Source organism: Roseivivax jejudonensis (genome assembly GCF_900172265.1).
GTDB lineage: Bacteria > Pseudomonadota > Alphaproteobacteria > Rhodobacterales > Rhodobacteraceae > Roseivivax > Roseivivax jejudonensis.
Map to the genome: position 1 here is coordinate 32,482 of NZ_FWFK01000005.1, position 25,093 is coordinate 57,574.

The 25,093-nt window shown below is 67.2% G+C and carries 25 protein-coding genes and 1 pseudogene; 12 read left to right on the plus strand and 14 right to left on the minus strand.

Annotated features, from left to right (window positions below; translation table 11 throughout):
* From htpX to msrA, 3 genes are all read left to right on the plus strand, one after another.
* Positions 1-900 carry a zinc metalloprotease HtpX gene (gene htpX, locus ROJ8625_RS13765; RefSeq protein ID WP_085792491.1) on the plus strand — a complete coding sequence of 300 codons (900 nt, stop codon included), beginning with the start codon at positions 1-3 and terminating at the stop codon, positions 898-900.
* A 179-nt stretch (positions 901-1,079) separates the two neighbouring features.
* On the plus strand, positions 1,080-1,376 hold the full coding sequence (locus ROJ8625_RS13770; protein WP_085792492.1) for a hypothetical protein: 297 nt from the start codon (positions 1,080-1,082) through the stop codon (positions 1,374-1,376).
* 96 nt (positions 1,377-1,472) lie between these two features.
* On the plus strand, positions 1,473-2,111 hold the full coding sequence (msrA, locus tag ROJ8625_RS13775; RefSeq protein WP_085792493.1) for a peptide-methionine (S)-S-oxide reductase MsrA: 639 nt from the start codon (positions 1,473-1,475) through the stop codon (positions 2,109-2,111).
* A gap of 6 nt (positions 2,112-2,117) precedes the next feature.
* Here msrA and ROJ8625_RS13780 read toward each other — a convergent pair whose 3' ends face one another.
* Both ROJ8625_RS13780 and ROJ8625_RS13785 read right to left on the minus strand, forming a co-directional pair.
* Entirely contained in the window at positions 2,118-2,993 is an 876-nt protein-coding gene (locus tag ROJ8625_RS13780; RefSeq protein ID WP_085792494.1) for a PfkB family carbohydrate kinase, read from the minus strand.
* Positions 2,994-3,147: 154 nt separating this feature from the next.
* Positions 3,148-5,403: pseudogene (locus tag ROJ8625_RS13785) on the minus strand (NADP-dependent malic enzyme).
* A gap of 151 nt (positions 5,404-5,554) precedes the next feature.
* Between ROJ8625_RS13785 and ROJ8625_RS13790 the strand changes: the two are divergent.
* Complete coding sequence (locus tag ROJ8625_RS13790) at positions 5,555-6,088, plus strand: inorganic diphosphatase (RefSeq protein WP_085792495.1); 534 nt, start codon at positions 5,555-5,557, stop codon at positions 6,086-6,088.
* 20 nt (positions 6,089-6,108) lie between these two features.
* Here ROJ8625_RS13790 and ROJ8625_RS21485 read toward each other — a convergent pair whose 3' ends face one another.
* Together ROJ8625_RS21485 and ROJ8625_RS21055 are read right to left on the minus strand one after the other, a co-directional pair.
* Entirely contained in the window at positions 6,109-6,243 is a 135-nt protein-coding gene (locus tag ROJ8625_RS21485; RefSeq protein ID WP_268794699.1) for a hypothetical protein, read from the minus strand.
* Positions 6,244-6,329: 86 nt separating this feature from the next.
* On the minus strand, positions 6,330-6,470 hold the full coding sequence (locus ROJ8625_RS21055; RefSeq protein WP_159456774.1) for a hypothetical protein: 141 nt from the start codon (positions 6,468-6,470) through the stop codon (positions 6,330-6,332).
* Between the two features lie 200 nt (positions 6,471-6,670).
* Between ROJ8625_RS21055 and mutS the strand changes: the two genes are divergently transcribed.
* Positions 6,671-9,307, plus strand: a complete 2,637-nt coding sequence (gene mutS / locus ROJ8625_RS13795) for a DNA mismatch repair protein MutS (protein ID WP_085792496.1) — start codon at positions 6,671-6,673, stop codon at positions 9,305-9,307.
* Between the two features lie 105 nt (positions 9,308-9,412).
* Here the strand turns inward: mutS and ROJ8625_RS13800 are convergent, their stop codons facing one another.
* Both ROJ8625_RS13800 and hrcA read right to left on the minus strand, forming a co-directional pair.
* On the minus strand, positions 9,413-9,997 hold the full coding sequence (locus tag ROJ8625_RS13800; protein ID WP_085792497.1) for a nucleotide exchange factor GrpE: 585 nt from the start codon (positions 9,995-9,997) through the stop codon (positions 9,413-9,415).
* Positions 9,998-10,006: 9 nt separating this feature from the next.
* Entirely contained in the window at positions 10,007-11,074 is a 1,068-nt protein-coding gene (hrcA, locus tag ROJ8625_RS13805) for a heat-inducible transcriptional repressor HrcA (RefSeq protein WP_085792498.1), read from the minus strand.
* Between the two features lie 115 nt (positions 11,075-11,189).
* On the opposite strand from hrcA, the gene rph reads away from it, so the two are divergent.
* Genes rph through hemW form a run of 3 tightly spaced genes read left to right on the plus strand, consistent with a single transcriptional unit; the run spans position 11,190 to position 13,658 of the window.
* Positions 11,190-11,903 (plus strand): ribonuclease PH, encoded by a 714-nt coding sequence (gene rph, locus ROJ8625_RS13810; RefSeq protein ID WP_085792499.1) that lies wholly within the window; start codon positions 11,190-11,192, stop codon positions 11,901-11,903.
* Positions 11,900-12,511, plus strand: coding sequence for an RdgB/HAM1 family non-canonical purine NTP pyrophosphatase (gene rdgB, locus ROJ8625_RS13815; protein ID WP_085792500.1), 612 nt, complete (start codon positions 11,900-11,902; stop codon positions 12,509-12,511). Before rph ends, rdgB begins: the two co-directional genes overlap by 4 nt.
* A complete protein-coding gene (gene hemW / locus ROJ8625_RS13820) occupies positions 12,504-13,658 on the plus strand; it encodes a radical SAM family heme chaperone HemW (protein WP_085792501.1) in 1,155 nt (384 codons plus the stop codon). Before rdgB ends, hemW begins: the two co-directional genes overlap by 8 nt.
* Positions 13,659-13,661: 3 nt before the next feature.
* On the opposite strand, the gene ROJ8625_RS13825 is transcribed toward hemW, so the two are convergent.
* From ROJ8625_RS13825 to rho, 6 genes are read right to left on the minus strand one after another with little or no spacing between them, the layout of a single operon-like run.
* Positions 13,662-14,576 carry a ParB/RepB/Spo0J family partition protein gene (locus ROJ8625_RS13825; protein WP_085792502.1) on the minus strand — a complete coding sequence of 305 codons (915 nt, stop codon included), beginning with the start codon at positions 14,574-14,576 and terminating at the stop codon, positions 13,662-13,664.
* 16 nt (positions 14,577-14,592) lie between these two features.
* Positions 14,593-15,402 (minus strand): ParA family protein, encoded by an 810-nt coding sequence (locus ROJ8625_RS13830; RefSeq protein ID WP_085792805.1) that lies wholly within the window; start codon positions 15,400-15,402, stop codon positions 14,593-14,595.
* The gene (gene rsmG / locus ROJ8625_RS13835; RefSeq protein WP_234984270.1) at positions 15,395-16,015 is read right to left on the minus strand and encodes a 16S rRNA (guanine(527)-N(7))-methyltransferase RsmG; all 621 of its coding nucleotides are present in this window, start codon (positions 16,013-16,015) and stop codon (positions 15,395-15,397) included. Before rsmG ends, ROJ8625_RS13830 begins: the two co-directional genes overlap by 8 nt.
* A complete protein-coding gene (mnmG, locus tag ROJ8625_RS13840) occupies positions 16,012-17,880 on the minus strand; it encodes a tRNA uridine-5-carboxymethylaminomethyl(34) synthesis enzyme MnmG (protein WP_085792806.1) in 1,869 nt (622 codons plus the stop codon). Before mnmG ends, rsmG begins: the two co-directional genes overlap by 4 nt.
* A gap of 21 nt (positions 17,881-17,901) precedes the next feature.
* Complete coding sequence (gene mnmE / locus ROJ8625_RS13845; RefSeq protein WP_085792504.1) at positions 17,902-19,194, minus strand: tRNA uridine-5-carboxymethylaminomethyl(34) synthesis GTPase MnmE; 1,293 nt, start codon at positions 19,192-19,194, stop codon at positions 17,902-17,904.
* Positions 19,195-19,206: 12 nt separating this feature from the next.
* Entirely contained in the window at positions 19,207-20,478 is a 1,272-nt protein-coding gene (gene rho, locus ROJ8625_RS13850) for a transcription termination factor Rho (RefSeq protein WP_085792505.1), read from the minus strand.
* 581 nt (positions 20,479-21,059) lie between these two features.
* On the opposite strand from rho, the gene ROJ8625_RS13855 reads away from it, so the two are divergent.
* The 4 genes from ROJ8625_RS13855 to dnaQ are packed head-to-tail and all read left to right on the plus strand — an operon-like array spanning position 21,060 to position 23,768.
* Positions 21,060-21,659 (plus strand): Maf family protein, encoded by a 600-nt coding sequence (locus tag ROJ8625_RS13855; protein WP_085792506.1) that lies wholly within the window; start codon positions 21,060-21,062, stop codon positions 21,657-21,659.
* Complete coding sequence (locus ROJ8625_RS13860) at positions 21,656-22,498, plus strand: shikimate dehydrogenase (protein WP_085792507.1); 843 nt, start codon at positions 21,656-21,658, stop codon at positions 22,496-22,498. The genes ROJ8625_RS13855 and ROJ8625_RS13860 overlap by 4 nt, the downstream gene beginning before the upstream one ends.
* Positions 22,495-23,079 carry a dephospho-CoA kinase gene (coaE, locus tag ROJ8625_RS13865; RefSeq protein ID WP_085792508.1) on the plus strand — a complete coding sequence of 195 codons (585 nt, stop codon included), beginning with the start codon at positions 22,495-22,497 and terminating at the stop codon, positions 23,077-23,079. Before ROJ8625_RS13860 ends, coaE begins: the two co-directional genes overlap by 4 nt.
* A 2-nt stretch (positions 23,080-23,081) precedes the next feature.
* On the plus strand, positions 23,082-23,768 hold the full coding sequence (gene dnaQ / locus ROJ8625_RS13870; protein WP_085792509.1) for a DNA polymerase III subunit epsilon: 687 nt from the start codon (positions 23,082-23,084) through the stop codon (positions 23,766-23,768).
* Positions 23,769-23,772: 4 nt separating this feature from the next.
* On the opposite strand, the gene secB is transcribed toward dnaQ, so the two are convergent.
* Positions 23,773-24,303 carry a protein-export chaperone SecB gene (gene secB, locus ROJ8625_RS13875; protein WP_085792510.1) on the minus strand — a complete coding sequence of 177 codons (531 nt, stop codon included), beginning with the start codon at positions 24,301-24,303 and terminating at the stop codon, positions 23,773-23,775.
* A 133-nt stretch (positions 24,304-24,436) separates the two neighbouring features.
* Positions 24,437-25,006: an FxsA family protein gene (locus tag ROJ8625_RS13880; RefSeq protein ID WP_085792511.1), complete on the minus strand. Its 570-nt coding sequence runs from the start codon at positions 25,004-25,006 to the stop codon at positions 24,437-24,439.
* Between the last annotated feature and the right edge of the window lie 87 nt (positions 25,007-25,093).

Here is a 25,093-nt window from a genome sequence, read left to right on the forward strand (position 1 = left end):
ATGAACTACGCCAAGACGGCCCTCCTGATGGCCGCCATGACGGCCCTCTTTATCGGGCTCGGCTACCTGCTTGCCGGAACCGGCGGCATGGTCGTGGCGCTCGTCGTCGCGGCCGGCATGAACGCCTGGTCGTGGTGGAACTCGGACAAGATGGTCCTGCGCATGCACAATGCGCGGCCCATCCCGCCGAACGACCCGTCGGGCCTCTCGCGCATGGTCGAGGAGTTGGCCCGCAACGCCGGGCTGCCGATGCCGGCGGTCTACATCGTCGAGACGCCGCAGCCCAACGCCTTCGCCACGGGCCGCGACCCGACGAACGCCGCGGTGGCCGTGACCACCGGCCTCATGCAGAGCCTCAGCCGCGAGGAACTGGCCGGCGTCGTCGCGCACGAGCTCGCCCATATCCGCAACCGCGACACCGCGATCATGACCGTGACCGCGACCTTCGCGGGCGCGATCTCGATGCTGGCGAACTTCGCGCTCTTTTTTGGGGGACGTCGCGAAGGCGGGCTCGGCATCGTCGGGGCCCTCCTGATGATGATCCTCGCGCCCCTTGCTGCGGCGCTCGTGCAGATGGCCATCAGCCGCACGCGCGAATACGCGGCCGACCGCGCGGGAGCCGAGATCTGCGGCAACCCGCTCTGGCTCGCTTCGGCGCTGGAGCGCATTTCAGCCGGCGCCGCGCGCATCGACAACGACGCCGCCGAACGCAACCCGGCGACCGCGCACATGTTCATCGTGAACCCCCTGCACGCGCACCGGCATGACAACCTGTTCGCGACACACCCGGCGACCGAGAATCGTGTCATCGCCCTCGAAAAGATGGCGGCAGGCTCCGGGAACATGGCGAAGTCTCCCGTCAGACGCGAATCGTCGCCGCATTCCGGGCCCTGGGGCTGATTGGCGTCAACCTATTGTCGCCGGATCGCGACATAATGAGGGGTCGGACCCTTTCACTGTTGCCACTGGGTGAACGCGTTAAGGGAATCCCCGCATTCACAACCCCTGAATGGTGGTTAAGAATTAAGGCACAACCTGAGCCTGACATCCTCACGTCAGGCGTGTCGCGGAGAAAGATCATGACGCTTGCCAACAACACACTCATGGATATCGCCCTCATCGCTTCGGTCCCGCAGAGCGCGTTGCGCCGCAACCGTGTGCGCCAGTCCGCGCGCCGGCTCCTCGCCACGCCCGCGCACAGCGATGTCTTCGCCGCGGACCCGACGCCGCGCCGCTCGACGCAGCAGACCTTCCGCGCCCTGTGCAAGAAGCTGCTGACCCGCGGCGCGCTGACCGAGGAAGAGGCCGGCCGGATCCAGGATCTCGCCACCTCGCTGCTCGACGACGTCTCGCCGCGTCCGCAGATGGCCTGCTGAGACGCTTCATCTCTCCGTGACCGCGCGGCAGGGGATGTTGCCGCGCGGTCCGGACCGCTCCACCCTCACGGGCACAGCCTGCAGAGGAGAGCGATCATGACCCTGCCCAAAGTCCTGCGCGCCGCCGCGCTCGCCTGCGCCGCGATGCCTGCCCTCGCCGGCGCCGCCGCCGCGGCCGAGATCACCGTCGCCGGCGGTTGCTTCTGGTGCGTCGAGGCCGACTTCGAAAAGGTCGACGGCGTGAGCGAGGTCGTCTCCGGGTATACCGGCGGCGATGTCGAGGATCCGACCTACAAGCAGGTCGTCGCCGGCGGCACCGGCCATTACGAGGCCACCGAGATCGTCTACGACCCCGAGACGGTGTCGCGCCGCCAGCTCTACGACCTGTTCTTCCGCTCGATCGACCCGTTCGACGACGGCGGCCAGTTCTGCGACCGCGGCGAAAGCTACCGCACCGCGATCTTCGTCGACGGCCCCGTGGCCCGCGCCGACGCCGAGGCCGCAAAGGCCGCCGCCGAGGAGACGCTCGGCCGCGAGGTCGTCACGCCCATCCTCGACGCCGACACCTTCTACGAGGCCGAGGACTACCACCAGGACTACTACAAGAGCACCGAGCGCACGCTGACCCGCTTCGGCTGGATCGACCGCGCCGACGCCTACGAGCGCTACCGGACCGCCTGCCGCCGCGACGAACGCGTCCGCGAGATCTGGGGCGAGGACGCGCCGTTCGTCTGAGTCCGGTCAGGAGCCCAGGCGCGACTCCTCGATCTCCTTGAGATCGGGGATGACGTCTGCGGCCCCGGCCCGCGTGACCATGAGCGCGGCCGCCTGCGTGGCCAGGGCCAGCGCCTGCCGCATCGGCAGGCCGCGATCCAGACCGGCGATCAGGAACCCGGTGAAGGTGTCCCCCGCCCCCGTCGTATCCACCGGGTCGACGGCAAGTGCGGGCACGTCCACCGGTGACGCGTCGCCATGATGCCATCGGCACCCGTCGCCGCCGCGGGTGACCACCACATCGGCCACGCCGAGCGCATCGATCCGCGCCCCCGTCGCCGCCTCGAGCTGCGCCGCCTCCACCGCGTTCAGAACCAGCAGGTCCACCAGCGGCAGGATCGCGCGGGCCGCGTCGGGCTCGAACGGCGCGGCGGCATGGGCCACGCGCAGCCCCCGCGCCCGCGCCGCCTCGGCCCCCGCCACCTGTCCGTTGGTCTCGTTCTGCGACAGGAACCAGTCGCCCGGCGCGGCCGTGTCGAGCGCCGCCGCAACTTCGGCATCTTGGATCTCGCGGTTGGCGCCGGGATGGATCACGATCAGGTTCTCGCCGGCATCGTCGACGCAGATCACCGCGTGTCCGCTGTCGCCCGCCCGCGTGGCGATCCACCGCGTGTCGACCCCGTATTCCAGCAGCCGCTCGACCATCCAGGCGCCCTCGCGCCCGACCGCGCCCAGATGCACGACCCGCGCCGCCGCGCGTGCCGCGGCCACGGACATGTTCGCGCCCTTCCCGCCCAGCCCGCGGCTCAGGGACCGCGCACCGAGCGTCTCGCCCGGCCCCGGCAGGTGCGGCACGCGATAGACGAGGTCCGCGTTGATCGACCCGAGGTTCCAGATGGTCATCCCCGCACTCCCCTCATGCCCGAGGCCGGAGGCGCGGCACGGTGCGCCGCGCCCCCCGCTTCTTCTTGGTCAAAATACTCGATCCGAAAGCTGTCCGACCGGACCGCCGCCGGGGTGACGGGCCACGTACCGGGCCGCATCGGATCCGCCCGCCTCATCCGACCTTGCACGCGGCGAGGACCGCCATGTTGAGAATGTCGTTCGCCGTGGATCCGGTGGAGCAGATCTGGATCGACTCGTCGATCCCCGACAGGATCGGCCCGATCACCGTGGCACCCGCCATCTCCTGCATCAACTTGACCGAGATCGAGGCCGAATGCCGCGCCGGCACCACCAGGACGTTGGCCGATCCGGTCAGCCGCTGGAACGGGTAGGCCTCGCGCGCGCGCGCGTTCAGCGCGACGTCCACCGTCATCTCGCCCTCGTACTCGAAGTCGACGCCGCGGGCGTCCAGCACGTCGGGCGCCTTGTGCATCTTCTCCGCGCGTTCCGATACCGGGTAGCCGAAGGTCGAGAACGACACGAAGGCGACCCGCGGCTCGAGCCCGAGATGCCGCGCCACGCCGGCGCCGCGCTCGGCGATGTTGGCCAGGTCGATCTCGTCCGGCCATTCGTGGACCAGCGTGTCGGCGATCAGCACGATCCGCCCGTTCTGCACCAGCGCCGTGACCCCGGCGGCGCCGTGCGCCGCGTCGGCGTCGAAGACGTGGTTGATGAGCCGCATCACGTGCGCCGACTTTCGCGTCGCCCCCGTCACCAGCCCGTCGCCGTGCCCGTGCCGCAGCATCAGCGCGGCAAAGACGTGGCGGTCCCGCGCGGCGAGCCGGTGAATGTCCTGCCGGTCCTGTCCCTGCCGCTGCAGCCGGGCATAGAGGAACTCCTTGTAGGTCTCGAGATGCCGGGTATTGGCGGCGTTCACCACCTCGAGCTCGCGCACCGCGTCGGCCATGCCGGCGGCTTCGAGCTTCGCGGCGACGTCGCTTTCGCGGCCCACCACCAGCGCCTGGCCGAAGCCGTTGCGCTGGTACATGACCGCGGCGCGCAGCACGCGCGGATCGTCGCCCTCGGCGAAGATCATCCGCGCCTGCGCGGCGCGCGCCCGCGCCGTGATCCCCTGCAGGATCGACGCGGTCGGATCCAGCCGCTGCTTCAGGTGCAGTTCGTAGCGATCCATGTCGACGATCGGCCGCCGCGCCGCGCCGGTGTCCATGCCGGCTTTGGCCACCGCCGGCGGGATCGTGTAGATCAGCCGCGGATCGAACGGCGTCGGGATGATGTAGTCCCGCCCGAAGCTCAGCGTCTTCGAGTAGGCCATGGCGACCTCGTCGGGCACGTCCTCGCGGGCCAGCGCGGCCAGTGCCTCGGCGCAGGCGATCTTCATCTCGTCGTTGATCGCCCGCGCATGGATGTCGAGCGCGCCGCGGAACAGGTAGGGAAACCCGAGGACGTTGTTCACCTGGTTGGGGTAGTCCGACCGCCCGGTCGCGACGATGGCGTCGGGGCGCACCTCCTGCGCCTCCTCGGGCGTGATCTCGGGATCGGGGTTCGCCATCGCGAAGATCACCGGCTTGTCGGCCATCCCACGGACCATGTCCTGCGTCACCGCGCCCTTCACCGACACGCCGAGGAACACGTCCGCACCCTGCATCGCCTACTCGAGCGTGCGCAGCTCGGTCGCCACGGCATGCGCCGACTTCCACTGGTTCATGCCGTCGGCGCGGCCCTGGTAGATCACGCCCTTGGTGTCACATACGATGCAGTTCTCGTGGCGCGCGCCCATGGATTTCAGAAGCTCGATGCACGCGATCCCGGCGGCGCCCGCGCCGTTCAGCACGATCTTCACGTCCTCGATCTTCTTGTCGCTCAGGTGCAGCGCGTTGATCAGCCCGGCGGCGCAGATCACCGCGGTGCCATGCTGGTCGTCGTGAAAGACGGGGATGTCCATCTCTTCCTTGAGACGCTGCTCGATGATGAAGCATTCCGGCGCCTTGATGTCCTCGAGGTTGATGCCGCCGAAGGTCGGCCCCATCAGCCGGACCGCGTTGCAGAACGCGTCCGGGTCCTCGGTGTCGAGCTCGATGTCGATCGAGTTCACGTCGGCGAACCGCTTGAAGAGCACCGACTTGCCCTCCATCACCGGCTTGCCGCCGAGCGCGCCGAGGTTGCCGAGCCCGAGCACCGCCGTCCCGTTCGAGATCACCGCGACGAGATTGCCCTTGTTGGTATAGTCGTAGGCCAGCTCCGGATCCCGGGCGATCTCCTCGCAGGGCACCGCGACGCCCGGCGAATAGGCCAGTGACAGGTCCCGCTGGGTCGTCATCGGCACCGTCGCCTGCACCTCCCACTTGCCCGGCTCGGGCTCGAGATGAAACGCGAGCGCCTCTTCGCGGGTATACTTCTGTCGGGTCATGCGGCCTCTCTCCTCCGTCGGGCGCGACCCTCTTATCGCGGGGCTCGTCGCGCGGCCAGTCGCCCGATGCGGCGCGACCCGATGCCGCTCGCGATGAAACCCCCGACCCGGCCCGGACGTTGGCCGCGCGAGCCCCAGCCAGGAGAACCCGATGTTCAACACAGCGATCGAGACCGTTCCGCCGCGCACCGACGGCGGCGCCGTCAACGTCTTCGTGGAAACGCCCAAGGGCAGCCGGCACAAGTACGACGTGGACGACAGCGGGCTCTTCCGCATCGCGCTCGAACTGCCCGAGGGCGTGACCTTCCCGTTCTCCTTCGGCTTCGTGCCGAACACGCTGGCCGAGGACGGCGATGCGCTCGACATCATGCTCGTCACCGCCGGCTCCGTCCCCGCCGGCGCACTGATCGAAAGCCGCCTGATCGGCGTGCTCAAGATGGAGAACGACGAGGACGGCACCATGGCCCGCAACGACCGGGTCGTCGCCATCGCGAACATGAGCCGGATCTTCGGCGCGGTGGAGACGCTGAGCGACATGCGCGACGGCTTCGCCTGGGACGTCGAGGAATTCTTCGACACCTACAACCGGATGATCGAACGCCCCTTCCGCATCGTCGGCCGCGGCGAATCCGACGAGGCGATGGCGATGCTGGACAAGGCAGAGGAACGGCGGCGCGCCAACTAGCGCCGCCGCGCGGCGCGTGGTCAGCCCATCTTGCCGACGACGTGGTCCGGAACCGCGTTCATCTCGTCCCGCGGGCTGAACTCCACCTGTTTCGTATCCGCCTCCATGCGGACGGTATGGCCGGCAGGCCAGTAACAGAAATCTGCCGGTTCCACGATTTCCTCGGTGCCATCCTCGGTGTTGACGACAATACGGCCCTCGATGAGGTACCCCCAGTGCGGGCATTGGCAGTGATCGTTCTTCAGCCCCTCCGGCAGCGGGCAGAAATCGGTTCCGGCCGGGACGGTAGGTAGGCACCCTGCATCTCGCCCATGTCGGCTCCATGCAGCAGACCCTTGAGCTGGGCGCGCGCCGGCGGCAAATCGGTCGCTTTCATCTTCATGGTCAATGTCCTTTCGGGTGAAATCTCGCAAGAATGATGCCGCTGTCACCTGGCAGTTCGATGACGGTAATTCCCGCTTTCGCGCCACGTCCCGTCCCGCCCCGATCGTCCGGCTGGGCCGTGTCGCATGACGCCAAAAGCGGCTTTCACCGCCCGCGCGCAACTTCTACTGTCTGCCACCGACAGAGGCGGAGGCACCCATGACCGCGGCAACGCCGATGATGGCGCAGTATCTGGAGATCAAGGCGCAGTATCCCGACGCGCTCCTGTTCTACCGGATGGGCGACTTCTACGAGCTGTTCTTCGACGACGCGGCCGCCGCGGCCGAGGCGCTCGACATCGCGCTGACGAAACGCGGAAAGCACGCGGGCGACGACATCCCGATGTGCGGCGTCCCGGTCCACGCGGCCGAGGGCTACCTCCTGACGCTGATCCGCAAGGGCTTCCGGGTCGCCGTCTGCGAACAGATGGAAAGCCCCGCCGAGGCCAAGAAGCGCGGCGCGAAATCCGTGGTGCGCCGTGACGTGGTGCGCCTCGTCACGCCCGGCACCCTGACCGAGGAAACCCTGCTCGAGGCGCGACGTCACAACTACCTCGTCGCGCTGGCCGAACTGCGCGGCGACTGGGCGCTGGCCTGGACCGACATCTCGACCGGCGCCTTTCACGTCATGCCCCTGGCGCAGGCGCGCATCGGCGCCGAACTGGCCCGCCTCGCGCCGTCCGAGGTGCTCGCGACCGATGCGGCAGAGGCCACGCTGCGCCCGGTGCTCGACGATCTCGGGCTGCAGGCGACGCCGCTCGGCCGCGCGTCCTTCGACAGCGCAGGCGCCGAAACCCGGCTGACCGCTCTCTACGGCGTGGCCAGCCTCGTGCCCTACGGCGATTTCTCGCGCCCCGAGCTCTCGGCCATGGGCGCGATCGTCGACTATCTCGACATCACCCAGAAGGGGAAGCTGCCCCGCCTTGCCCCGCCGCGGCGCGACGCGGTCAGCCGCCTCATGCAGATCGACGCCGCCACCCGGCGCAACCTCGAACTGACCCACGGCATGGCCGGCGGCCGCGCCGGCGCGCTCCTCGCTACGATCGACCGCACGGTGACCGCCGGCGGCGCGCGGCTGCTCGAACGACGCCTCACCGCGCCATCGTGCGATCTCGCGACGATCCGCGCACGCCAGGACGCCGTGACCTGGGCGCTCGACCACGCCGACACCGCCGCCGCACTGCGCGACGCGCTGCGCGCCGTGCCGGATGTCGAACGCGCGCTGTCACGGCTGTCGCTCGACCGCGCGGGCCCGCGCGATCTCGCCGCACTGCGCGGCGCGCTGATCCAGGCCGAGGCGCTGTCCTCCCGGCTGGGTGGCGTGGACCTTCCCGCGCACCTCGCCGCGGAACGCGCGGCGCTCGCCGGCCACGACGACCTGCTCGGCACACTCGACGCGGCGCTCGTGGCCGAGCCGCCGCTCCTCGCCCGCGACGGCGGCTTCGTCGCGTCGGGATACGACGCCGATCTCGATGCCGCGCGGGAGCTGCGCGACGAGGGCCGCGGCGTCATCGCGCGGATGCAGCGGGAATACATCGAGAATACCGGCATCGGCTCTCTGAAGATCAAGCACAACAACGTGCTCGGCTATTTCATCGAGACGACCGCCACCCACGCCGAGCGGATGATGTCCCCGCCGCTGTCCGAGACCTTCATCCACCGCCAGACGACAGCGAACCAGGTCCGCTTCACCACGCTCGCCCTGTCGGAGCTCGAGACCCGCATCCTCAACGCCGGCAGCCAGGCCCTCGAGATCGAGAAGCGGATCTTCGCCGCGCTCGCCGCCGCCGTGCTCGACGCCGCCGGTCCGCTCGGCACGCTCGCCGCGGCGCTGGCCGAGTTCGACCTGGCCACCGCGCTGGCGGATCTCGCCCGCGCCGAGGACTGGACCTGCCCGCGCGTCGACGAAAGCCGCGTCTTCGCGGTCGAGGGCGGGCGCCACCCGGTGGTCGAACGCGCCCTGCGCGCGCAGGGCGGCGCACCCTTCATCGCCAACGACTGCACGCTCGCCCCGGACGGCGACGGCGCCGCACTCGAATTGCTGACCGGGCCCAACATGGCCGGCAAGTCGACCTATCTGCGCCAGAACGCGCTGATCGCCATCCTCGCGCAGATGGGCGCCTACGTGCCCGCCCGGTCGGCGCATCTGGGCATCGTCAGCCAGATCTTCAGCCGCGTCGGCGCCTCGGACGACCTCGCGCGCGGCCGGTCCACCTTCATGGTCGAGATGGTCGAAACCGCGGCGATCCTGAACCAGGCCGACGACCGCGCCCTCGTCATCCTCGACGAGATCGGCCGCGGCACCGCAACCTATGACGGTCTCTCGATCGCCTGGGCGACACTCGAACACCTGCACGAAGTGAACCGCGTGCGCGGTCTCTTCGCCACGCATTACCACGAGCTCACGACGCTGGCCGCGACGCTGCCGGGCGTGCGCAACGCGACCGTGGCGGTCAAGGAATGGGAAGGCGAGGTCATCTTCCTGCACGAGGTGCGCCCCGGCGCCGCCGATCGCTCCTACGGCGTCCAGGTGGCCCAGCTCGCCGGGCTGCCGCCGGCGGTCGTCGCCCGCGCGAAATCCGTGCTCGAGGCGCTGGAACAGGGCGAGCGCGACCGACCGACGCCAAAGGCGTTGATCGACGACCTGCCGCTCTTCGCGGCCGTGGCCGAGGCGGCGCCGCAGCCGAGCGGTCCCTCACCGATCGAATCGCGCCTCGCCGAAATCGCGCCGGACGAAATGACCCCGCGCGACGCGCTGCAGGCGCTCTACGACCTCAAGGCGCTCGCCGCCAAGTGATCCCGCGATCCACGTGAAACACGGCCGCGCGGCCGCCCCGCTCTTCATCTTGCCCTTAAACCCCGGGGGTGTGGGGGCAGAGCCCCCACGCATTTCGGGATCCACTCACCCCGCCGGGGTGGAGCTCACCCCGACCTGCGCCGGGCGCAGCAGCCGGTCGTGCAGCATGAAGCCCACGGCCGACACCTGGATGATGTCGCCCGCGCGGGTGCCCGGGACCGGCGCCTCGAACATCGCCTCGTGCATCTTGGGATCGAACCGGTCGCCGACCGCCGGGGCGATCTCGGTGATACCGTGCTTGTGGAACACGTTGGTGAGCTCCTTGAGCGTGAGCTCGACCCCCTCGATCAGCGCGGCGTTGCCCTCGCCCTCCGTCTCGCCCGCCGCGGCCAGCGCGCGGCCGAGGTTGTCGTAGACGGGGAGCAGGTCGCGGGCGAGCCGTGTGCCGCCATAGGATTCGGCGTCGCGGCGTTCGCGGTCGGCGCGCTTGCGGGCATTCTCGGCGTCGGCGAGCGCGCGCATGAACCGGTCCCGCAGTTCGTCGCGCTCGGCGCGCAGCGTTTCCACCTCGTCGGCCTCGAGCGCGTCGGCGTCGGGCTCCTCGGTCTCGACGGCGCGGGCCTCGGCCTCGGCCGCCTCGACGTCGTCGAGGAAATCGTCGTTCGTCTGATCTGCCTTCGGATCTGCCATGGTCTTCCTTTAGCTGCGGTCGGAGATCAGTTTCCCGACCAGCTGTGCGGTGTAGTCGACGATCGGCACGATGCGTCCGTAGTTGAGACGGGTGGGCCCGATGACCCCCACCGCGCCGATGATTTTCCGGTCCGCGTTCATATATGGAGACACGACCAGAGAGGAACCGGAAAGCGAGAAAAGTTTGTTCTCTGACCCTATGAAAATGCGCACGCCGTCGCCCTCTCGCGTCAGATCGAGGAATTCCGCGATGTCGCGCTTGCGTTCGAGGTCGTCGAACAGCTCGCGGATGCGTTCGAGCTCCTCCGCCTGACCTTCCTCGGACAGCAGATTCGCGCGTCCGCGCACGATCAGCCGCTCGGGCGCCTGCCCGCCCTCCTCGGTCCAGGCCGCAAGCCCCTGCTCCACGAGCTCGCGCGCGAGCGTGTCGATCTCGCGGCGGCGCATGGCGATCGCCTCGCCCATCTCGCCGCGGATCTCGGACAGCGTCTTGCCCTCGATCAGGGCGTTGAGAAAGTTCGCCGCCTCGCGCATCGATGACGGCGTCTGACCCGGCGGCGGCGTGAATACCCGGTTCTCGACATGGCCGTCGGAGAAGACCAGCACCACGAGCGCCCGGTCCGCCGCGAGGCTGACGAATTCGATGTGGCGCACCGGCGCCTCGTGCTTGGGCGACAGGACCAGCGACGCGCCCTGCGTGACGCCCGAGAGCGCCGCACCCACCCGGTCGAGAAAGCCCGCCACGTCGTCGGTGTTCGACCCCAGCGTCGCATCCAGCCGGTGGCGGTCGTCGTCGCCCAGATCGCGCACCTCCAGCAGCCCGTCGACGAAAAGCCGCAGGCCGAGCTGTGTCGGGATCCGGCCGGCGCTGACATGCGGGCTGTCGAGCAGGCCGAGATACTCAAGATCCTGCATCACGTTGCGGATCGTCGCCGCCGACACCTTCTCGGACAGGGTTCGGGTCAGCGTGCGCGATCCGATCGGCTCCCCGCTTTCGAGATAGCCTTCAACCACGCGGCGAAACACCTCGCGCGAGCGGTCGTTCATCTGGTCGAGGAGATCGGGCGTCTGGGTCATCCGGGGGGCTCTCTGCCGCGGCATTCAAGGCGAGCGGGACCGCGCCGTCAATCGCCCTTGGCACCCTACGCCGGCTTCGTTAAGCCCGCGGGGACAGCTAGACCAGGAGACGATCATGCGGCCCTCGGGACGGAAGCTAGACGAGATGCGCGCGGTGTCCATCGAGACCGGCATCACCAAGCATGCAGAAGGATCGTGCATGATTCGCGTGGGCGACACCCACGTCCTGTGCACCGCCACGATCGAGGACCGCGTGCCGCCATTCATCAAGGGATCGGGGCTTGGCTGGGTCACCGCGGAATACGGCATGCTGCCGCGTTCGACGACCAGCCGGATGCGCCGCGAGGCGACCGCCGGCAAGCAGGGCGGCCGCACGGTGGAAATCCAGCGCCTGATTGGCCGCAGCCTGCGCGCCGGGGTCGACCGCGTGGCGCTGGGCGAGCGACAGATCACCGTCGATTGCGACGTGATCCAGGCCGACGGCGGCACCCGCTGCGCCGCGATCACGGGCGGCTGGGTCGCGCTGCGGCAGGCCGTCAACACGCTGATGAAGGCCGGCGACGTCACAAGCGACCCGCTGGTCTCGCCGGTCGCGGCCGTCAGCTGCGGGCTCTACGCCGGCCAGCCGGTGCTCGACCTCGACTATGCCGAGGACAGCGAGGCCGGAGTTGACGGCAACTTCATCCTGCGTGGCGACGGGCGGCTGATCGAGGTGCAGATGTCGGCCGAGGGCGCCACCTTCTCGCGCGGCGAGATGGACCAGCTCATCGGCCTCGCCGAAACCGGGGTCGCGGCGCTCGTCGACGCGCAGGCCGCGGCGCTGGCATGACCCGGGGGATCGGCGGCGACACGCTCCTCGTCGCGACGCACAATCGCGGCAAGCTCGAGGAGATCGCGGCGCTGTTCGAGCCGCGCGGCGTCGCCGTGATCGGCGCCGCCGACCGCGGTCTGCCCGAGCCTGAAGAGACCGGCACGACCTTCGTCGAGAACGCCCGGATCAAGGCGCATGCCGCGGCGCAGGCGACCGGCCTGCCCGCCCTCGCCGACGATTCCGGGATCGAGATCGACGCGCTCGACGGCGCGCCGGGCGTCTACACCGCTGACTGGGCCGAAACCCCGTCCGGCCGCGATTTCGAGAAAGCGATGCGTCGCGCGCACGACGAACTGGTCGCCCGGGGCGCACCGGAGCCGTGGACCGCGCGGTTCTGCTGCACGCTGGTCCTCGCATGGCCCGACGGCACCGATGCGGTGTTTCCCGGCGTGATGGAAGGCCGCGTGGTCTGGCCGATGCGCGGCGATCAGGGCCACGGCTACGACCCGATCTTCGAGCCCGTCGGCCACGACGTGACCTTCGGCGAAATGGACCGCTGGGCCAAGAACAGGATCAGCCACCGCGCCGACGCCTTCGCCAAGCTCGAAGCGGGGCTCTTTGGCTGAAGACTGGCACGCCGGGGGCTTCGGGCTCTATCTGCACTGGCCCTTCTGCGAGGCCAAGTGCCCGTATTGCGACTTCAACTCCCATGTCTCGCGCGAGATCGACGAGGCGCGCTGGGGCGCGGCGTTCGAGGCCGAGATCGCACGCACTGCGCGGCGCACCGGCCCGCGCCAGCTGGACACGATCTTTTTCGGAGGCGGAACGCCCAGCCTGATGTCGCCGGATCTGGTGGCGCGGATCCTCGACGCGACCCGCCGTGCCTGGACCCTGGCGCCGGACGCCGAGATCACGCTGGAAGCCAACCCCCGCTCGGTCGAGGCCGGGCGGTTTCGCGGCTATGCCGAGGCCGGGGTGAACCGCCTGTCGATGGGGCTTCAGGCGCTGAACGACCGCGATCTGCACCGGCTCGGCCGGCTGCACTCGGTCGCCGAGGCGCGCGCGGCGTACGATACCGCGCGCGCGGTCTTTCCGCGCGTGAGCTTCGACCTGATCTATGCGCGACAGGATCAGTCCGTGCCGGACTGGGAGCGTGAACTGAACGAGGCGCTGGCGATGGCGGTGGATCACCTCTCGCTCTACCAGCTGACGCTCGAACAGGGCACGGCGTTCTGGGATCGCGCCCGGCGCGGGACGTTGCCCGGGTTGCCGGACGAGGATCTTTCGGCCGACATGTACGAGCGCACGCAGGAGATCTGCGATGCCGCCGGGCGGCCCGCCTACGAAGTGTCGAACCACGCGGTGCCGGGCGGCGAGTCGCGTCACAACCTCGTCTATTGGCGGGGCGGCGACTACGCCGGGATTGGCCCCGGGGCGCATGGCAGGCTGACACTGGACGGGACGCGTCGCGCCGTCGCAGCCTGGCGAAATCCGGGCGCATGGCTCGAACACGTGGAGGACGGGACCGGTGATCGTGTCGATGATCCTTTATCCCCACAGGATCATGTTGGCGAATACATCATGATGGGGATGCGAGTTTTGGATGGCATAGATGTGGATCGCGCCCGTGCGATCGCGCCGGAGCTCGACCTGACCGCGCGCAGCCGCGATCTGCAGGATCTGGGTCTCGTGACGCAGACCGGGTCACGGCTTTCCGCGACGCCGCAGGGACGGCTCGTCCTGAACGGGGTGATCGCCGAACTTCTGCCCTGAGGCTCAGCGGCCGGACCCGAGCAGGCCGCAGAGCGCGTCGAGATGCTCCAGCGAATCGTAGCTGATCGTGAGCCGCCCCGCTTCAGCCCCGGGCTTGTGATCGATCGAGACCTTCATGCCGAGCGCGGCAGACAGATCGCCCTCGAGCGCCTTGGTGTCGGCGTCCTTCTCCAGCGCCATGCCGTCGGGCCGGCTCTTGCGCAGCTGGGGGCTGCCTTCACCACCGATCTTGGCGAGCTTCTCGGTCTCGCGCACGGACAGCTTCTTCTTCGCCACCTGGCGCGCGAGCGCCGACGGATCCTGCGCCGTGATCAGCGCGCGGGCGTGGCCGGCGGACAGCTCGCCCGCGCCAACCATCTGTTGCACGTCGTCGGGCAAGTTCAGGAGACGCAGCAGGTTCGCGATATGGCTCCGGCTCTTGCCGAGCGCCTCGGCGAGCTTTTCCTGCGTGTGGCCGAACTTGAACATCAATTGCCGATAGCCCGCCGCCTCTTCGATGGCGTTCAGATCCGCGCGCTGGATGTTCTCGATGATCGCGACCTCGAGCACCTCGGTGTCGGTAAAGCTCCGCACCAGCGCCGGCATCTCGTGCAGGTTCGCCAGCTGCGCCGCGCGCCAGCGGCGTTCACCGGCGACGATCTCGAACCGGTCGTCGTCATCCGGCTTCGGCCGAACGATGATCGGCTGAATCACGCCCTTGGCACGGATCGACGCTGCGAGCTCGTCGAGCTGATCCTGAGTGAAGGTGCGCCGCGGCTGATCCGGATTGGGTTCGATCATGTCGATCGGGATCAGGCGATCGGCCCGGCGGGCGCCGTCCGTCGCGGGCGAGTCGTTTTCTTGCGTCGGTTCGACATCCGCCATCAGGGCGGAAAGTCCACGGCCGAGGCCGCGACGCTGTTCGCGTTTGTCTGCCATCTGCTCTGTCTCCTCGTCAGGCCGCCAGCCGTGTGTTCTTTTTCAGCAATTCCGTCGCCAGCGCGCGATAGGCAATCGCCCCCTTGGACTGGCTGTCATAGGCCAGCACCGGCATGGCATAGGACGGCGCCTCGCTGACCCGGACATTGCGGGGAATGACCGTATCGAAAACAAGGTCCCCCAGGTTGGCGCGTGCATCGGCCTCAACCTGCTGGGAGAGGTTGTTGCGCGCGTCGTACATCGTCAGCACGACGCCTTCGATCCGCAGCGCGGGGTTGGCCGATTGCCGAACCTCTCGAATCGTCAGCATCAGCTGCGACAGGCCTTCGAGCGCAAAGAACTCCGACTGGAGCGGAACGAGCACGGAATCGGCCGCAACCATGGCATTGACGGTCAAAAGGTTCAGGGACGGAGGACAATCGATCAGAATGAAGTCGTATCCGTACCGGTCCATTCCCGTCTGGCGCAGCGCATCGCGCAGCAGAAAGCTGCGCTTCTCGTTGGAATAAAGCTCGATATCCGCCGAACTGAGGTCGACAGTTGCCGGCACCAGGGCGAGCCGCTCCATCTGCGTATTCTGGATCACGTCATTGAGCGCGATGTCCTCGAGCAGAAGTTCGTAGGTCGTGTACTCGCGCTCGTCCGGTTCAATCCCGAGCCCCGTGGACGCATTGCCCTGCGGATCCAGATCCACGATCAGAACGTTCATTCCCTGCTCCGCGAGAGCCGCGCCGAGATTGATCGTCGTGGTGGTTTTGCCCACGCCGCCCTTTTGGTTGGCGATGGCGACGATTTTGGGACCGGCGGGGCGGGTCGGATCAGACATGGGCGACATCTCCAATCTGCAGAATGACGGCGTCGGGGTGTGTCCCACTTTTATGCCGGGTCATCGAAAATGACCATGCGGCCTGGGCGTCTGCGACCTCTTTTTCCCAGGTGGCACCTTTGGGAAACAACGCGGTACCGCCCGATGCCATGTGCCGCGCGGCGTAAGACAGCAAGGTTGCCAGATCGGCGAGCGCGCGCGCGCTCACCACGTCTGCCGCAAGCGGTTCGGTACACTCCGCCCGCTCGGACACCACGGTCGCGGTCAGTCCTGTTTCGCGGATCACGGTCCGAAGGAATGTCGCCTTGCGAAGATCGGACTCCACAAGCGTGAACGTCGTGTCCGGGCTTCGCTCCAGCGCCAGGATCGCACAGACGAGCCCTGGAAATCCTGCACCCGATCCGAGATCCGCCCAACGTCGTGCCGTCGGCGCGCAGGCGAAGATCTGAGCGGAATCCGCAATATGCCGGTTTTCGAGGTCCGCCAGAGTGGTCCGCGATACGAGGTTGATCTTCGGCGACCACTTGCGGACAAGGTTGGCGTAATGCTCCAGCCGTTCCGTTGTTTCACGTGAAACATCGGGCAGCACACCCGCCATCCCGCCAACGGTCATGCAGAGCGCTTCCGCGCGTCGTGCCGAAGCCGCGACAGAATCAAGGTCAGCGCCGCCGGCGTCATGCCGTCGATCCGTCCGGCCTGGGCAAGATTGTTCGGCCGCGCAGCGTCGAGCTTGGTTTTCAGCTCATTCGAAAGACCATCGAGCGCCGAGAAGTCGAAACCGGTTGGAATTGCCGTCGCCTCTTCACGGCGCAGAACCGCAACGTCCTCGCGCTGCCGCTCGATGTAATTTGCGTAGATCGCATCATATTTGAGCTGTTGCCGAATCCGCGGGGCGAGATTCTGAAGTGCCGGTGCTGCGGGTTCGAGCTGGGCGACATCCACATCCGCGAATGCCAGGACCTGAGATCCGGTGCGGCGCGTTCCGTCCGCGTTCACCTCGATGCCGAGCGCCTTGAGATCCTTGGGCGTGAGGCTGAGCGCCTCCAGAACGTCGCGCGCCGCATTGAGCGACTCCATCTTCCGACCGAACGTTTCGCGACGCTCCGCGCCGACGCACCCGACCTCGATCCCTTTCGGCGTCAACCTCTGATCCGCATTGTCCGCGCGGAGCGACAAACGAAATTCGGCGCGGGACGTGAACATGCGATAAGGTTCTGATACCCCCCGCGTCGTCAGATCATCGACCATGACGCCGATGTAGCTGTCCGCGCGGCTGAACGTGACCGGATCCCGCCCCATGGCGGACGCAGCGGCGTTGAGCCCCGCGACGAGCCCTTGCGCCGCCGCCTCCTCGTAGCCGGTCGTGCCATTGATCTGTCCGGCCAAAAACAGCCCATCGCAGGCACCGACCGCGAGGCGGAGATCCAACGCCCGGGGGTCGACGTAATCGTATTCGATCGCGTACCCGGGCTGCTCGATCTCGACTGCCTCGAGCCCGACAATCGTTCGAACGTACTCCGCTTGGACATCCACAGGAAGCGAGGTCGATATGCCGTTCGGATAGATGATGTGCGTATCCAATCCCTCGGGTTCGAGGAAGATCTGGTGCGATTCCTTTTCCGCAAAGCGCACGACCTTGTCTTCGATCGACGGGCAATACCGTGGTCCGACGCCATTGATGTGCCCGCCATACATCGCGGACCGATGCAGGTTTTCCGTGATGATCTCGTGCGTGCGCGCGTTCGTGTGCGTGATACCGCACGCCACTTGTCGCGCCCTAGGCGAGTCGGACAGAAAAGAGAACAGGACTGGATCGTCGTCGCCCGGCTGGGATTCCAAGCGCGTCCAGTCGATCGTCCGTCCGTCCAGACGCGGCGGCGTTCCGGTTTTCAAGCGACCGAGCGGCAGTCCAAGATCGTCGATCCGGCTCGCCAGACGCTCTGACGCGCGGTCGCCCATTCGGCCGCCAGATCGACGCTCATCGCCGATATGAATGACGCCGCGCAGGAAGGTGCCCGTCGTCAGTACGACCGCCTTGGCCGCAACGACGCTACCATCCGCAAGACTGACACCGGTGACGCGGGCGGACTGCATCTCGAGATCGACGACCTCTCCGAGGACGATGTCGAGGTTTGGTTGGGATTTTATCTCTGCCAGCATATGCGTCCGGTACAACGCACGATCCGCCTGAGCCCTGGGGCCCTGAACCGCTGGGCCCTTCCGACGATTGAGCAAGCGAAATTGGATGCCCGCGCGATCCGCGACGCGTCCCATCACACCATCGAGTGCATCGATTTCGCGAACGAGGTGACCTTTCCCGAGTCCCCCGATCGCCGGATTGCACGACATCACGCCAATATCCGACTCGCGCATCGTAACAAGCGCAGTCTTCGCACCCGTCCGGGCAGCCGCGTGCGCGGCGTCCGCACCAGCGTGACCGCCCCCGATGACCACCACGTCGTAGCCCTGATGTTTCACGTGAAACACTCCGTCGATCGATCATTTCCCAAGGCAGAAGCTCGCAAAGATCTCGTCGAGAACGGTCTCGACATCCACCTTTCCCACGAGCGCATCCAGACGACGAATCGCCGTCCTCACCTCTTCCGCCGCGATATCATACATTTCCGGCCCCTGCGCCACCACGTCCACAGCCGCCTCAAGCCGATCGGCTCCGGCCGTCATGGCGAGCCGATGCCGCTCCCGAGTCACCAGCCCGGCAGATGCCGCACGCCCTTCAAGCGCCCGCCGAACGTCATCAATCACGCGATCCAGCCCGGCCCCGGTCAGAGCGGAGATTCCCTCTCCGCTACCGAGGTCCGACTTCGTCCGATACGACAGGTCTCCTGCTTGCGCGCGAACCCCGCCAAAGCTCGAAGGATCATCCGTGGCTTCGCTCAGAAATATCCGCAGGTCCGCTGCCTCGGCGCGTTCCTTTGCGCGGGCCACGCCGATCGCCTCCACCGCATCGCCGGTCTCGCGCAACCCGGCTGTATCCAGGAGCGTTACGGCCAGGCCGCCGAGATCCATCCGCACCTCGATCACGTCGCGCGTTGTTCCGGCAATGTCCGACGTGATCGCCGCGTCGCGTCCCGCGAGGGCATTCAACAACGTCGACTTGCCGACATTCGGCGCACCGACAATCGCCACTTCGAACCCGGTACGCACCCTCTCCGCCCCGTCGAAACCGGCGAGTTCCGTGCGAACGGAATGCCGAACGTCCTCGAGCAGGTCCATGACTTCGCCCGACACGTCGGTCGGGATGTCCTCGTCCGCGAAGTCGATCACTGCTTCGAGAAGAGAGGCCGCGCGGACCAGCTTCACCCGCCAAATCGCGACGCGCTCGCCCAACGCGCCGGCAAAGATCCGAAGCGCCTGCTGACGCTGGGCCTCGGTTTCGGCATCGATCAGATCGGCGAGCGCTTCGACCTGCGACAGGTCGAGGCGTCCATTGTCCATCGCCCTTCGCGTGAACTCCCCCGGCTCGGCCGGACGAAGCCCGGGAAGACCAGACAATGCCGCCAGGACCGCCTGGATGATCGCCATCGAACCGTGCAGATGAAATTCGACAACCGCTTCGCCGGTAAAACTGCGCCCCGGCTCGAACACCAGCACCAGCGCTTCGTCGAGAAAGGCACCTGCGGCGTCCGTCAGGCGCCGGATGCTTGCGCGGCGCGGCTCGGGCAACGTCCCGGCAAGGCGGATGCCCGCCGCCCCGGCCTTTGGCCCCGACACCCGTACCACGGCCACGCCCGCCTTCCCCGGCGCGGTGGCCAGGGCAAAGATCGTGTCCATGGCATCACCTCGTCAGGTGTTCATCGAGTCGAAGAATTCCGAGTTTGTCTTGGTCTGCTTGAGCTTGGACAACAGGAACTCGATCGCATCGGTCGTGCCCATCGGGTTCAGGATCCGGCGCAAGACGAAGGTCTTCTGAAGATCTGCCTTGTCGACCAGCAGTTCTTCCTTCCGGGTGCCCGACTTCAGGATGTCCATCGCCGGGAACACGCGCTTGTCGGCAACCTTGCGGTCCAGCACGATCTCGGAGTTGCCGGTGCCCTTGAACTCTTCGAAGATCACTTCGTCCATCCGGCTACCGGTATCGATCAGCGCGGTCGAGATGATGGTGAGCGATCCGCCCTCTTCGATGTTCCGGGCCGCGCCGAAGAAGCGCTTCGGACGTTGCAGTGCGTTCGCGTCGACACCACCGGTCAGAACTTTGCCCGACGATGGTACCACCGTGTTGAACGCACGACCAAGTCTTGTGATCGAATCCAGAAGAATAACAACATCTCGCTTATGCTCGACGAGACGCTTCGCCTTCTCGATCACCATTTCGCTGACCGCGACGTGCCGCGTCGCCGGCTCGTCGAAGGTCGACGAGATGACCTCGCCCTTCACCGAGCGCTGCATGTCGGTCACCTCTTCGGGCCGCTCGTCGATCAGCAGCACGATCAGGTAGCATTCGGGGTGGTTGCGCTCGATCGAGCTCGCGATGTTCTGCAGGAGCACGGTCTTGCCCGTTCGCGGCGGCGCCACGATCAACGACCGCTGGCCTTTCCCGATCGGCGCCACCAGGTCGATGATCCGGGCGGAGCGATCCTTGATCGTCGGATCCTCGATCTCCATCTTGAGCCGCTCGTCGGGATAGAGCGGCGTGAGGTTGTCGAAGGCGATCTTGTGCCGCGCCTTCTCCGGATCCTCGAAGTTGATCTGACCGACATCGATGAGCGCGAAGTACCGCTCGTTGTCGTCGGGCGCCTTGATCTGCCCCTCGACGGAATCCCCCGTCCGCAGCGAGAACTTCCGGATCATGTCGGGCGACACGTAGATGTCGTCCGGGCCCGGTAGGTAGTTCGCTTCCGGCGAGCGCAGGAAGCCGAAGCCGTCCTGCAGCACCTCGAGCACGCCGTCACCGTAGATGTCCCAGCCTTCGTCCGCACGCTCGCGCAGGATCTGGAACATCATCTCGCCCTTGCGCATGGTCGAGGCGTTCTCGATCTCGAGCTCCTCGGCCAGCGCCAGGAGCGCCTTGGGGCTCTGCGCCTTGAGGTCGGACAGGTTCAGTTTCTCGAGGTTCATCTGCGTCTCCGATGCACGCAGCCCGTGGCAGGTCGCGGCACGTCTTTGCTGGCACGGGCGCGCCGTGCGGATCGGTCATGTGTCGTCGGGATGTTTCTCCTCGGACGAGGAGTGAGTGGGGAGATAGACAGCCACCGCGTCGGAGTCAATCCGTGCCGGCCTATGAGGCGCCCCGGTCCGGTCTCCCTACTCAATCATATCTTTAAGAAAGAGTTGATTTGGAAAGTAGGGAGCCGGATTTCTGTGGATTACGCGATCCTCCATGCCGTTGTGCACATCCTGGCCGGTATGTGGACAAGTCACGGGACGAGTCCGCGCACATTGGTATACGACCGAAAAAAGAATATTCTGATCAACAGGATACGAAATAGCGCTGAGCAAACCGGGCGTGGGACAAAACCGCTGCGGGCCGGCTGACCGCCGGTTCTCAACAGGCGCAGACTTGTCCTTCCCCCGGGCGGAGAAGATCGGGACCGACCGGGACGGATCAGCGGGTTGTCCACGTCGCTTGCATTGACGGCAGGATTTCCGCAGAACCGCGCGCAGATCTCGCCTGCACTTGTGCCCGGAATTGTCCCCAGATGTCTTTCGAGCTGGTCCTCGCATCCGCGTCTCAGATCCGGTCCGACATGTTGCGCCGTGCCGGAATTCCGCACCGATCCGAGCCCGCGCGAATCGACGAATCAGCGGCCCGCGCCGGTCTGGAGGCCGAGGGCGCCGGCCCGCGCGACCTCGCCGATGCACTGGCAGAGATGAAGGCACGCAAGCTCGCGGCGCGTCACCCCGGGGCGCTCGTGCTTGGCTGTGACCAGATCCTCGCCGGCCCCGATGGCGTGATGGCCAAGCCCGAAACCCGCGCCGAGGCGGCCGATCAGCTGCGCCTGCTGCGTGGCACCCGCCACCAGCTTCTCTCGGCCGCGGTCCTCTACGAGAACGCGGAACCGGTCTGGCGGCATGTCGGCGTCGCGCGACTCGTGATGCGCGACTTTTCCGACGCTTTCCTCGATGCCTATCTCGACCGCAACTGGCCCGACGTCGCCAGCTCTGTCGGCGCCTACAAGCTTGAGGAGGAGGGCGTGCGCCTGTTCTCGCGGATAGAGGGCGACCACTTCACGATACTGGGTCTGCCGCTTCTCGAACTCGTCAGCTACCTCACGCTGCGGGGCGATCTGCCGTCATGACCCGCGATACCCCTGCCCGGATTCCGCTCGCCGCGGTGATCGGCCACCCGATCGCGCATTCGCGTTCGCCGCGGCTGCACGGCTATTGGCTGCGCAAGCACGGCATTCCGGGGCATTACGTGCCGCTCGATGTCGCGCCCGACGCGCTCGAACGCGTGATCCGCACCCTCCCCGAGATGGGTTTCGTCGGCGCCAACGTGACGATCCCGCACAAGGAGGCGACGCTCGAACTGGCCGATCTCGTCACCGACCGCGCAACGCTGATCGGCGCCGTCAACACGCTGATCTTCCGCAAGGACGGGCGCATCCACGCCGACAACACCGACGGCTACGGGTTCCTGTCGAACCTGCGCCAGGGCGCGCCGGAGTGGCGGCCCGAGGCGGGCCCTGCTCTAGTGCTCGGCGCCGGCGGCGCTGCACGCGCGGTGATCGCCGCTCTGCTCGAAACCGGCGTTCCGGAAATCGTGCTGACCAATCGCACCCGCCTTCGGGCCGATCGCCTGCGCGACGCGTTTGGCCACCGCATCCGCGTCATCGATTGGGTGCAGGCCGGAAACGCCATCGATGACGCGACTCTCGTGGTGAACACGACGTCGCTCGGCATGGTCGGCAAGCCCGAGCTTCGCGTGCCGCTCGACGGTCTGCGCCCCGGGACGGTCGTCAACGATCTCGTCTATGCGCCGCTCGAAACCCGTTTGCTGCGAATTGCCGCCGAACAGGGCGCGACGGCCGTCGACGGGCTCGGCATGCTGCTTCACCAGGCAGTGCCGGGCTTCGAACGCTGGTTCGGCCATCGGCCAGAGGTCGACGAGGCCACGCGCGCCGCCGTTCTGCGATGACGTTCCGGCTCGGTCTCACGGGATCCATCGGCATGGGCAAGTCGACCACGGCCGAGATGTTCGCGCGCGAGGGCTGTGCCGTCTGGGATGCCGATGCCACGGTGCACCGCCTGTACGGCCCCGGCGGCGCGGCAGTTGCGCCGCTTGCCTCGGCCTTCCCCGCCGCCGTCGTCGACGGCGCGGTGGATCGCGCCGCGCTCCGGGCCGCGATCAATGCCGATCCAGCCGCGCTCGGACGGATCGAGGCGATCGTGCACCCGCTCGTCCAGGCCGACCGCGCGGACTTTGCCCGACAGACATCCGCCGATATCGCTGTCTTCGACATCCCGCTTTTGTTCGAGACGGGCGCGGAGGCCGAGATGGACGCCGTCGCCTGCGTGCGGGTTTCACGTGAAACCCAGGCCGACCGCGTCCTTGCGCGCGGCACCATGACACGCGATCAGTTCGAGGTGATCCTCGCCAAGCAGATGCCGATCGATGACAAGGTCGCGCGAGCCGAGTACGTCATCGATACGACCACGCTTGAGAGTGCCGCGCGCGACGTGCACTCTGTGCTCAACGACATCCGAAGCAGGCTCTGACAATGCGTGAAATCGTCCTCGACACCGAGACAACGGGCTTCGATCCGGAGCAGGGCGACCGCATCGTGGAGATCGGCGCGGTCGAGTTGTGGAACCACGTCGCCACGGGCAAGACATATCATCAGTACATCAATCCGGAGCGCGCGATGCCGCAGGAGGCGTTCGAGGTTCATGGCCTCGGCGATGACTTCCTGCGCGACAAGCCCGTGTTCGCCGACATCGCGGAGGCCTTCATCGCCTTCGTCGGTGACGCCAAGCTTGTCATCCATAATGCCGCGTTCGACATGAAGTTTCTGAACGCGGAACTCAGGTGGGTGAAGAAGCCCCTGCTGCCGTGGGAACGGGCCGTCGACACGCTGGCCATCGCGCGGTCGAAATTTCCGGGCTCGCCGGCGTCGCTCGATGCGCTCTGCCGTCGCTTCGGAATCGACAATTCATCGCGCACCCTGCACGGCGCGCTGCTCGACAGCGAGATCCTGGCCGAAGTGTACCTCGAGCTGATCGGCGGCAAGCAGCCCGATTTCGGGCTGGCGCAGGGCGGAGCGGGCCTGTCGGCCGGGCCGGCCGACGACTGGCGCCCGCGTCCGCGCCCGACCCCGCTGCCATCCCGTCTGTCGGACAGCGAAAAGGCGGCTCACGCCGCCTTTGTCGAGGGTCTCGGGGAAAACGCGCTGTGGCGGCGGGCCTGACGGTTCAGGCCTGGCCCTGCGTTTCCGTGCCCTGGGCGGCCTGCGCCTTCTGGCGGCGCTGAAGCTCCGCGCGATAGAGCTGCACGAAATCGATGGTCTCGAGGTTCAGCGGCGGGAAGCCACCGTCGCGCGATACGTCGGCGACGATCCGGCGCACGAACGGAAACAGCATCCGCGGGCATTCGATCAGAAGGAACGGGTGCAGCTGGTTTTCCGGCACGTTCTCGATCTGGAAGATCCCGGCGTAGTCGATCTCCATCAGGAACAGCTGATCCTGCGACTCCTTGGCCTTGCTGTCGACCTTGAGCTTCATCACCACTTCGTACTGGTTTTCGGTCTGCCGCTTCTTCGCGTCGAGATTGACCTGAACCTGCACGTCGGGCTGCGCGTTGCCGGTGCTGCCCTTCTGCGCGAGAATGTTCTCGAAGGACATGTCGCGAATGTACTGCGCGAGGACGTTCATCTTGACCTGCGGCGCTTGCTGCTGCGCGCCGGCGGCGCCGTTCTCGGGCGGGTTGGTGCTGGTGTCGCTCATCTGAGGCTCCCTGAATACAGTCAGCGCGAGCCTTACCAAGCGGTGACCCCCGGCTCAATCCTCCTGAGTGGGGGGCATATTTCCGCCGCGAGGCGTGTCGGCGCGGGCCCATCCCCGCGCCCAACCCCGGATTTCAGTGCTTGGTCCAGCCCGATCCCGGATGGGTCGGCCGCTTGCCGTGGGGCGCTTCATCCTTGCTACGCTGCGATGCCTGAGACCCTTCGGCCGGTGACACGTCCGTGTAATCGCCATCGATCACGTCAGGGTCGCCGTGCCGACGCCGCTCGTGCGGGCCCTGTGGCCGGCGTCCGGGACCCGGCCCGGGCCGCGGCCCGGTGCCCATCTCGAAGCGCCGCATCTTCACGTGCTTGGACGCGCGCTGCATGACCGCCTTCCGCACCGGCGGCATCAGGAGCGCGAAGCCCACCGCGTCGGTAAAGAAGCCTGGCGTCAGAAGAAGTGCCCCGGCGATCAGGATCATCGCACCGTGGGCGATCGGCTCCGTCGGGTCTGACAGGTCGTTGAAGGAGCGGCGGATATCGTTCATCGCCATCGCGCCCTGAGACCGCACGAGCCACGTGCCGAGCGCCGCCGTCAGGATCACGATCCCGAGTGTCGGCCACAGACCGATTACACCACCGATCTGGATGAACAACGCGATCTCGAGCAGCGGAACGGTGAGAAACGCTACGAATAGCCACATGCGGAACGGCCTCCTTCGCCTCGGCGCCCCGGTAGACTTGCCGGCGGGCAAGACTTACATAAGTCCGAGCGACGACGCTTTCCATGC

What these genes read in the sequence shown, in the direction of transcription:
- coaE (WP_085792508.1), top strand. Translation starts at nt 22,495, where the DNA reads ATGACGTTCCGGCTCGGTCTCACGGGATCCATCGGCATGGGCAAGTCG.
- ROJ8625_RS13855 (WP_085792506.1), top strand. Translation starts at nt 21,060, where the DNA reads ATGTCTTTCGAGCTGGTCCTCGCATCCGCGTCTCAGATCCGGTCCGAC.
- ROJ8625_RS13830 (WP_085792805.1), bottom strand. Translation starts at nt 15,402, where the DNA reads ATGTCTGATCCGACCCGCCCCGCCGGTCCCAAAATCGTCGCCATCGCC.
- ROJ8625_RS13880 (WP_085792511.1), bottom strand. Translation starts at nt 25,006, where the DNA reads ATGTGGCTATTCGTAGCGTTTCTCACCGTTCCGCTGCTCGAGATCGCG.
- dnaQ (WP_085792509.1), top strand. Translation starts at nt 23,082, where the DNA reads ATGCGTGAAATCGTCCTCGACACCGAGACAACGGGCTTCGATCCGGAG.
- rsmG (WP_234984270.1), bottom strand. Translation starts at nt 16,015, where the DNA reads ATGACCGTTGGCGGGATGGCGGGTGTGCTGCCCGATGTTTCACGTGAA.
- secB (WP_085792510.1), bottom strand. Translation starts at nt 24,303, where the DNA reads ATGAGCGACACCAGCACCAACCCGCCCGAGAACGGCGCCGCCGGCGCG.
- ROJ8625_RS13780 (WP_085792494.1), bottom strand. Translation starts at nt 2,993, where the DNA reads ATGACCATCTGGAACCTCGGGTCGATCAACGCGGACCTCGTCTATCGC.
- ROJ8625_RS13790 (WP_085792495.1), top strand. Translation starts at nt 5,555, where the DNA reads ATGTTCAACACAGCGATCGAGACCGTTCCGCCGCGCACCGACGGCGGC.
- mnmE (WP_085792504.1), bottom strand. Translation starts at nt 19,194, where the DNA reads ATGGACACGATCTTTGCCCTGGCCACCGCGCCGGGGAAGGCGGGCGTG.
- msrA (WP_085792493.1), top strand. Translation starts at nt 1,473, where the DNA reads ATGACCCTGCCCAAAGTCCTGCGCGCCGCCGCGCTCGCCTGCGCCGCG.
- ROJ8625_RS13825 (WP_085792502.1), bottom strand. Translation starts at nt 14,576, where the DNA reads ATGGCAGACAAACGCGAACAGCGTCGCGGCCTCGGCCGTGGACTTTCC.
- ROJ8625_RS13800 (WP_085792497.1), bottom strand. Translation starts at nt 9,997, where the DNA reads ATGGCAGATCCGAAGGCAGATCAGACGAACGACGATTTCCTCGACGAC.
- rph (WP_085792499.1), top strand. Translation starts at nt 11,190, where the DNA reads ATGCGGCCCTCGGGACGGAAGCTAGACGAGATGCGCGCGGTGTCCATC.
- htpX (WP_085792491.1), top strand. Translation starts at nt 1, where the DNA reads ATGAACTACGCCAAGACGGCCCTCCTGATGGCCGCCATGACGGCCCTC.
- ROJ8625_RS21055 (WP_159456774.1), bottom strand. Translation starts at nt 6,470, where the DNA reads ATGAAGATGAAAGCGACCGATTTGCCGCCGGCGCGCGCCCAGCTCAAG.
- ROJ8625_RS13860 (WP_085792507.1), top strand. Translation starts at nt 21,656, where the DNA reads ATGACCCGCGATACCCCTGCCCGGATTCCGCTCGCCGCGGTGATCGGC.
- rdgB (WP_085792500.1), top strand. Translation starts at nt 11,900, where the DNA reads ATGACCCGGGGGATCGGCGGCGACACGCTCCTCGTCGCGACGCACAAT.
- ROJ8625_RS13770 (WP_085792492.1), top strand. Translation starts at nt 1,080, where the DNA reads ATGACGCTTGCCAACAACACACTCATGGATATCGCCCTCATCGCTTCG.
- mutS (WP_085792496.1), top strand. Translation starts at nt 6,671, where the DNA reads ATGACCGCGGCAACGCCGATGATGGCGCAGTATCTGGAGATCAAGGCG.
- hrcA (WP_085792498.1), bottom strand. Translation starts at nt 11,074, where the DNA reads ATGACCCAGACGCCCGATCTCCTCGACCAGATGAACGACCGCTCGCGC.
- rho (WP_085792505.1), bottom strand. Translation starts at nt 20,478, where the DNA reads ATGAACCTCGAGAAACTGAACCTGTCCGACCTCAAGGCGCAGAGCCCC.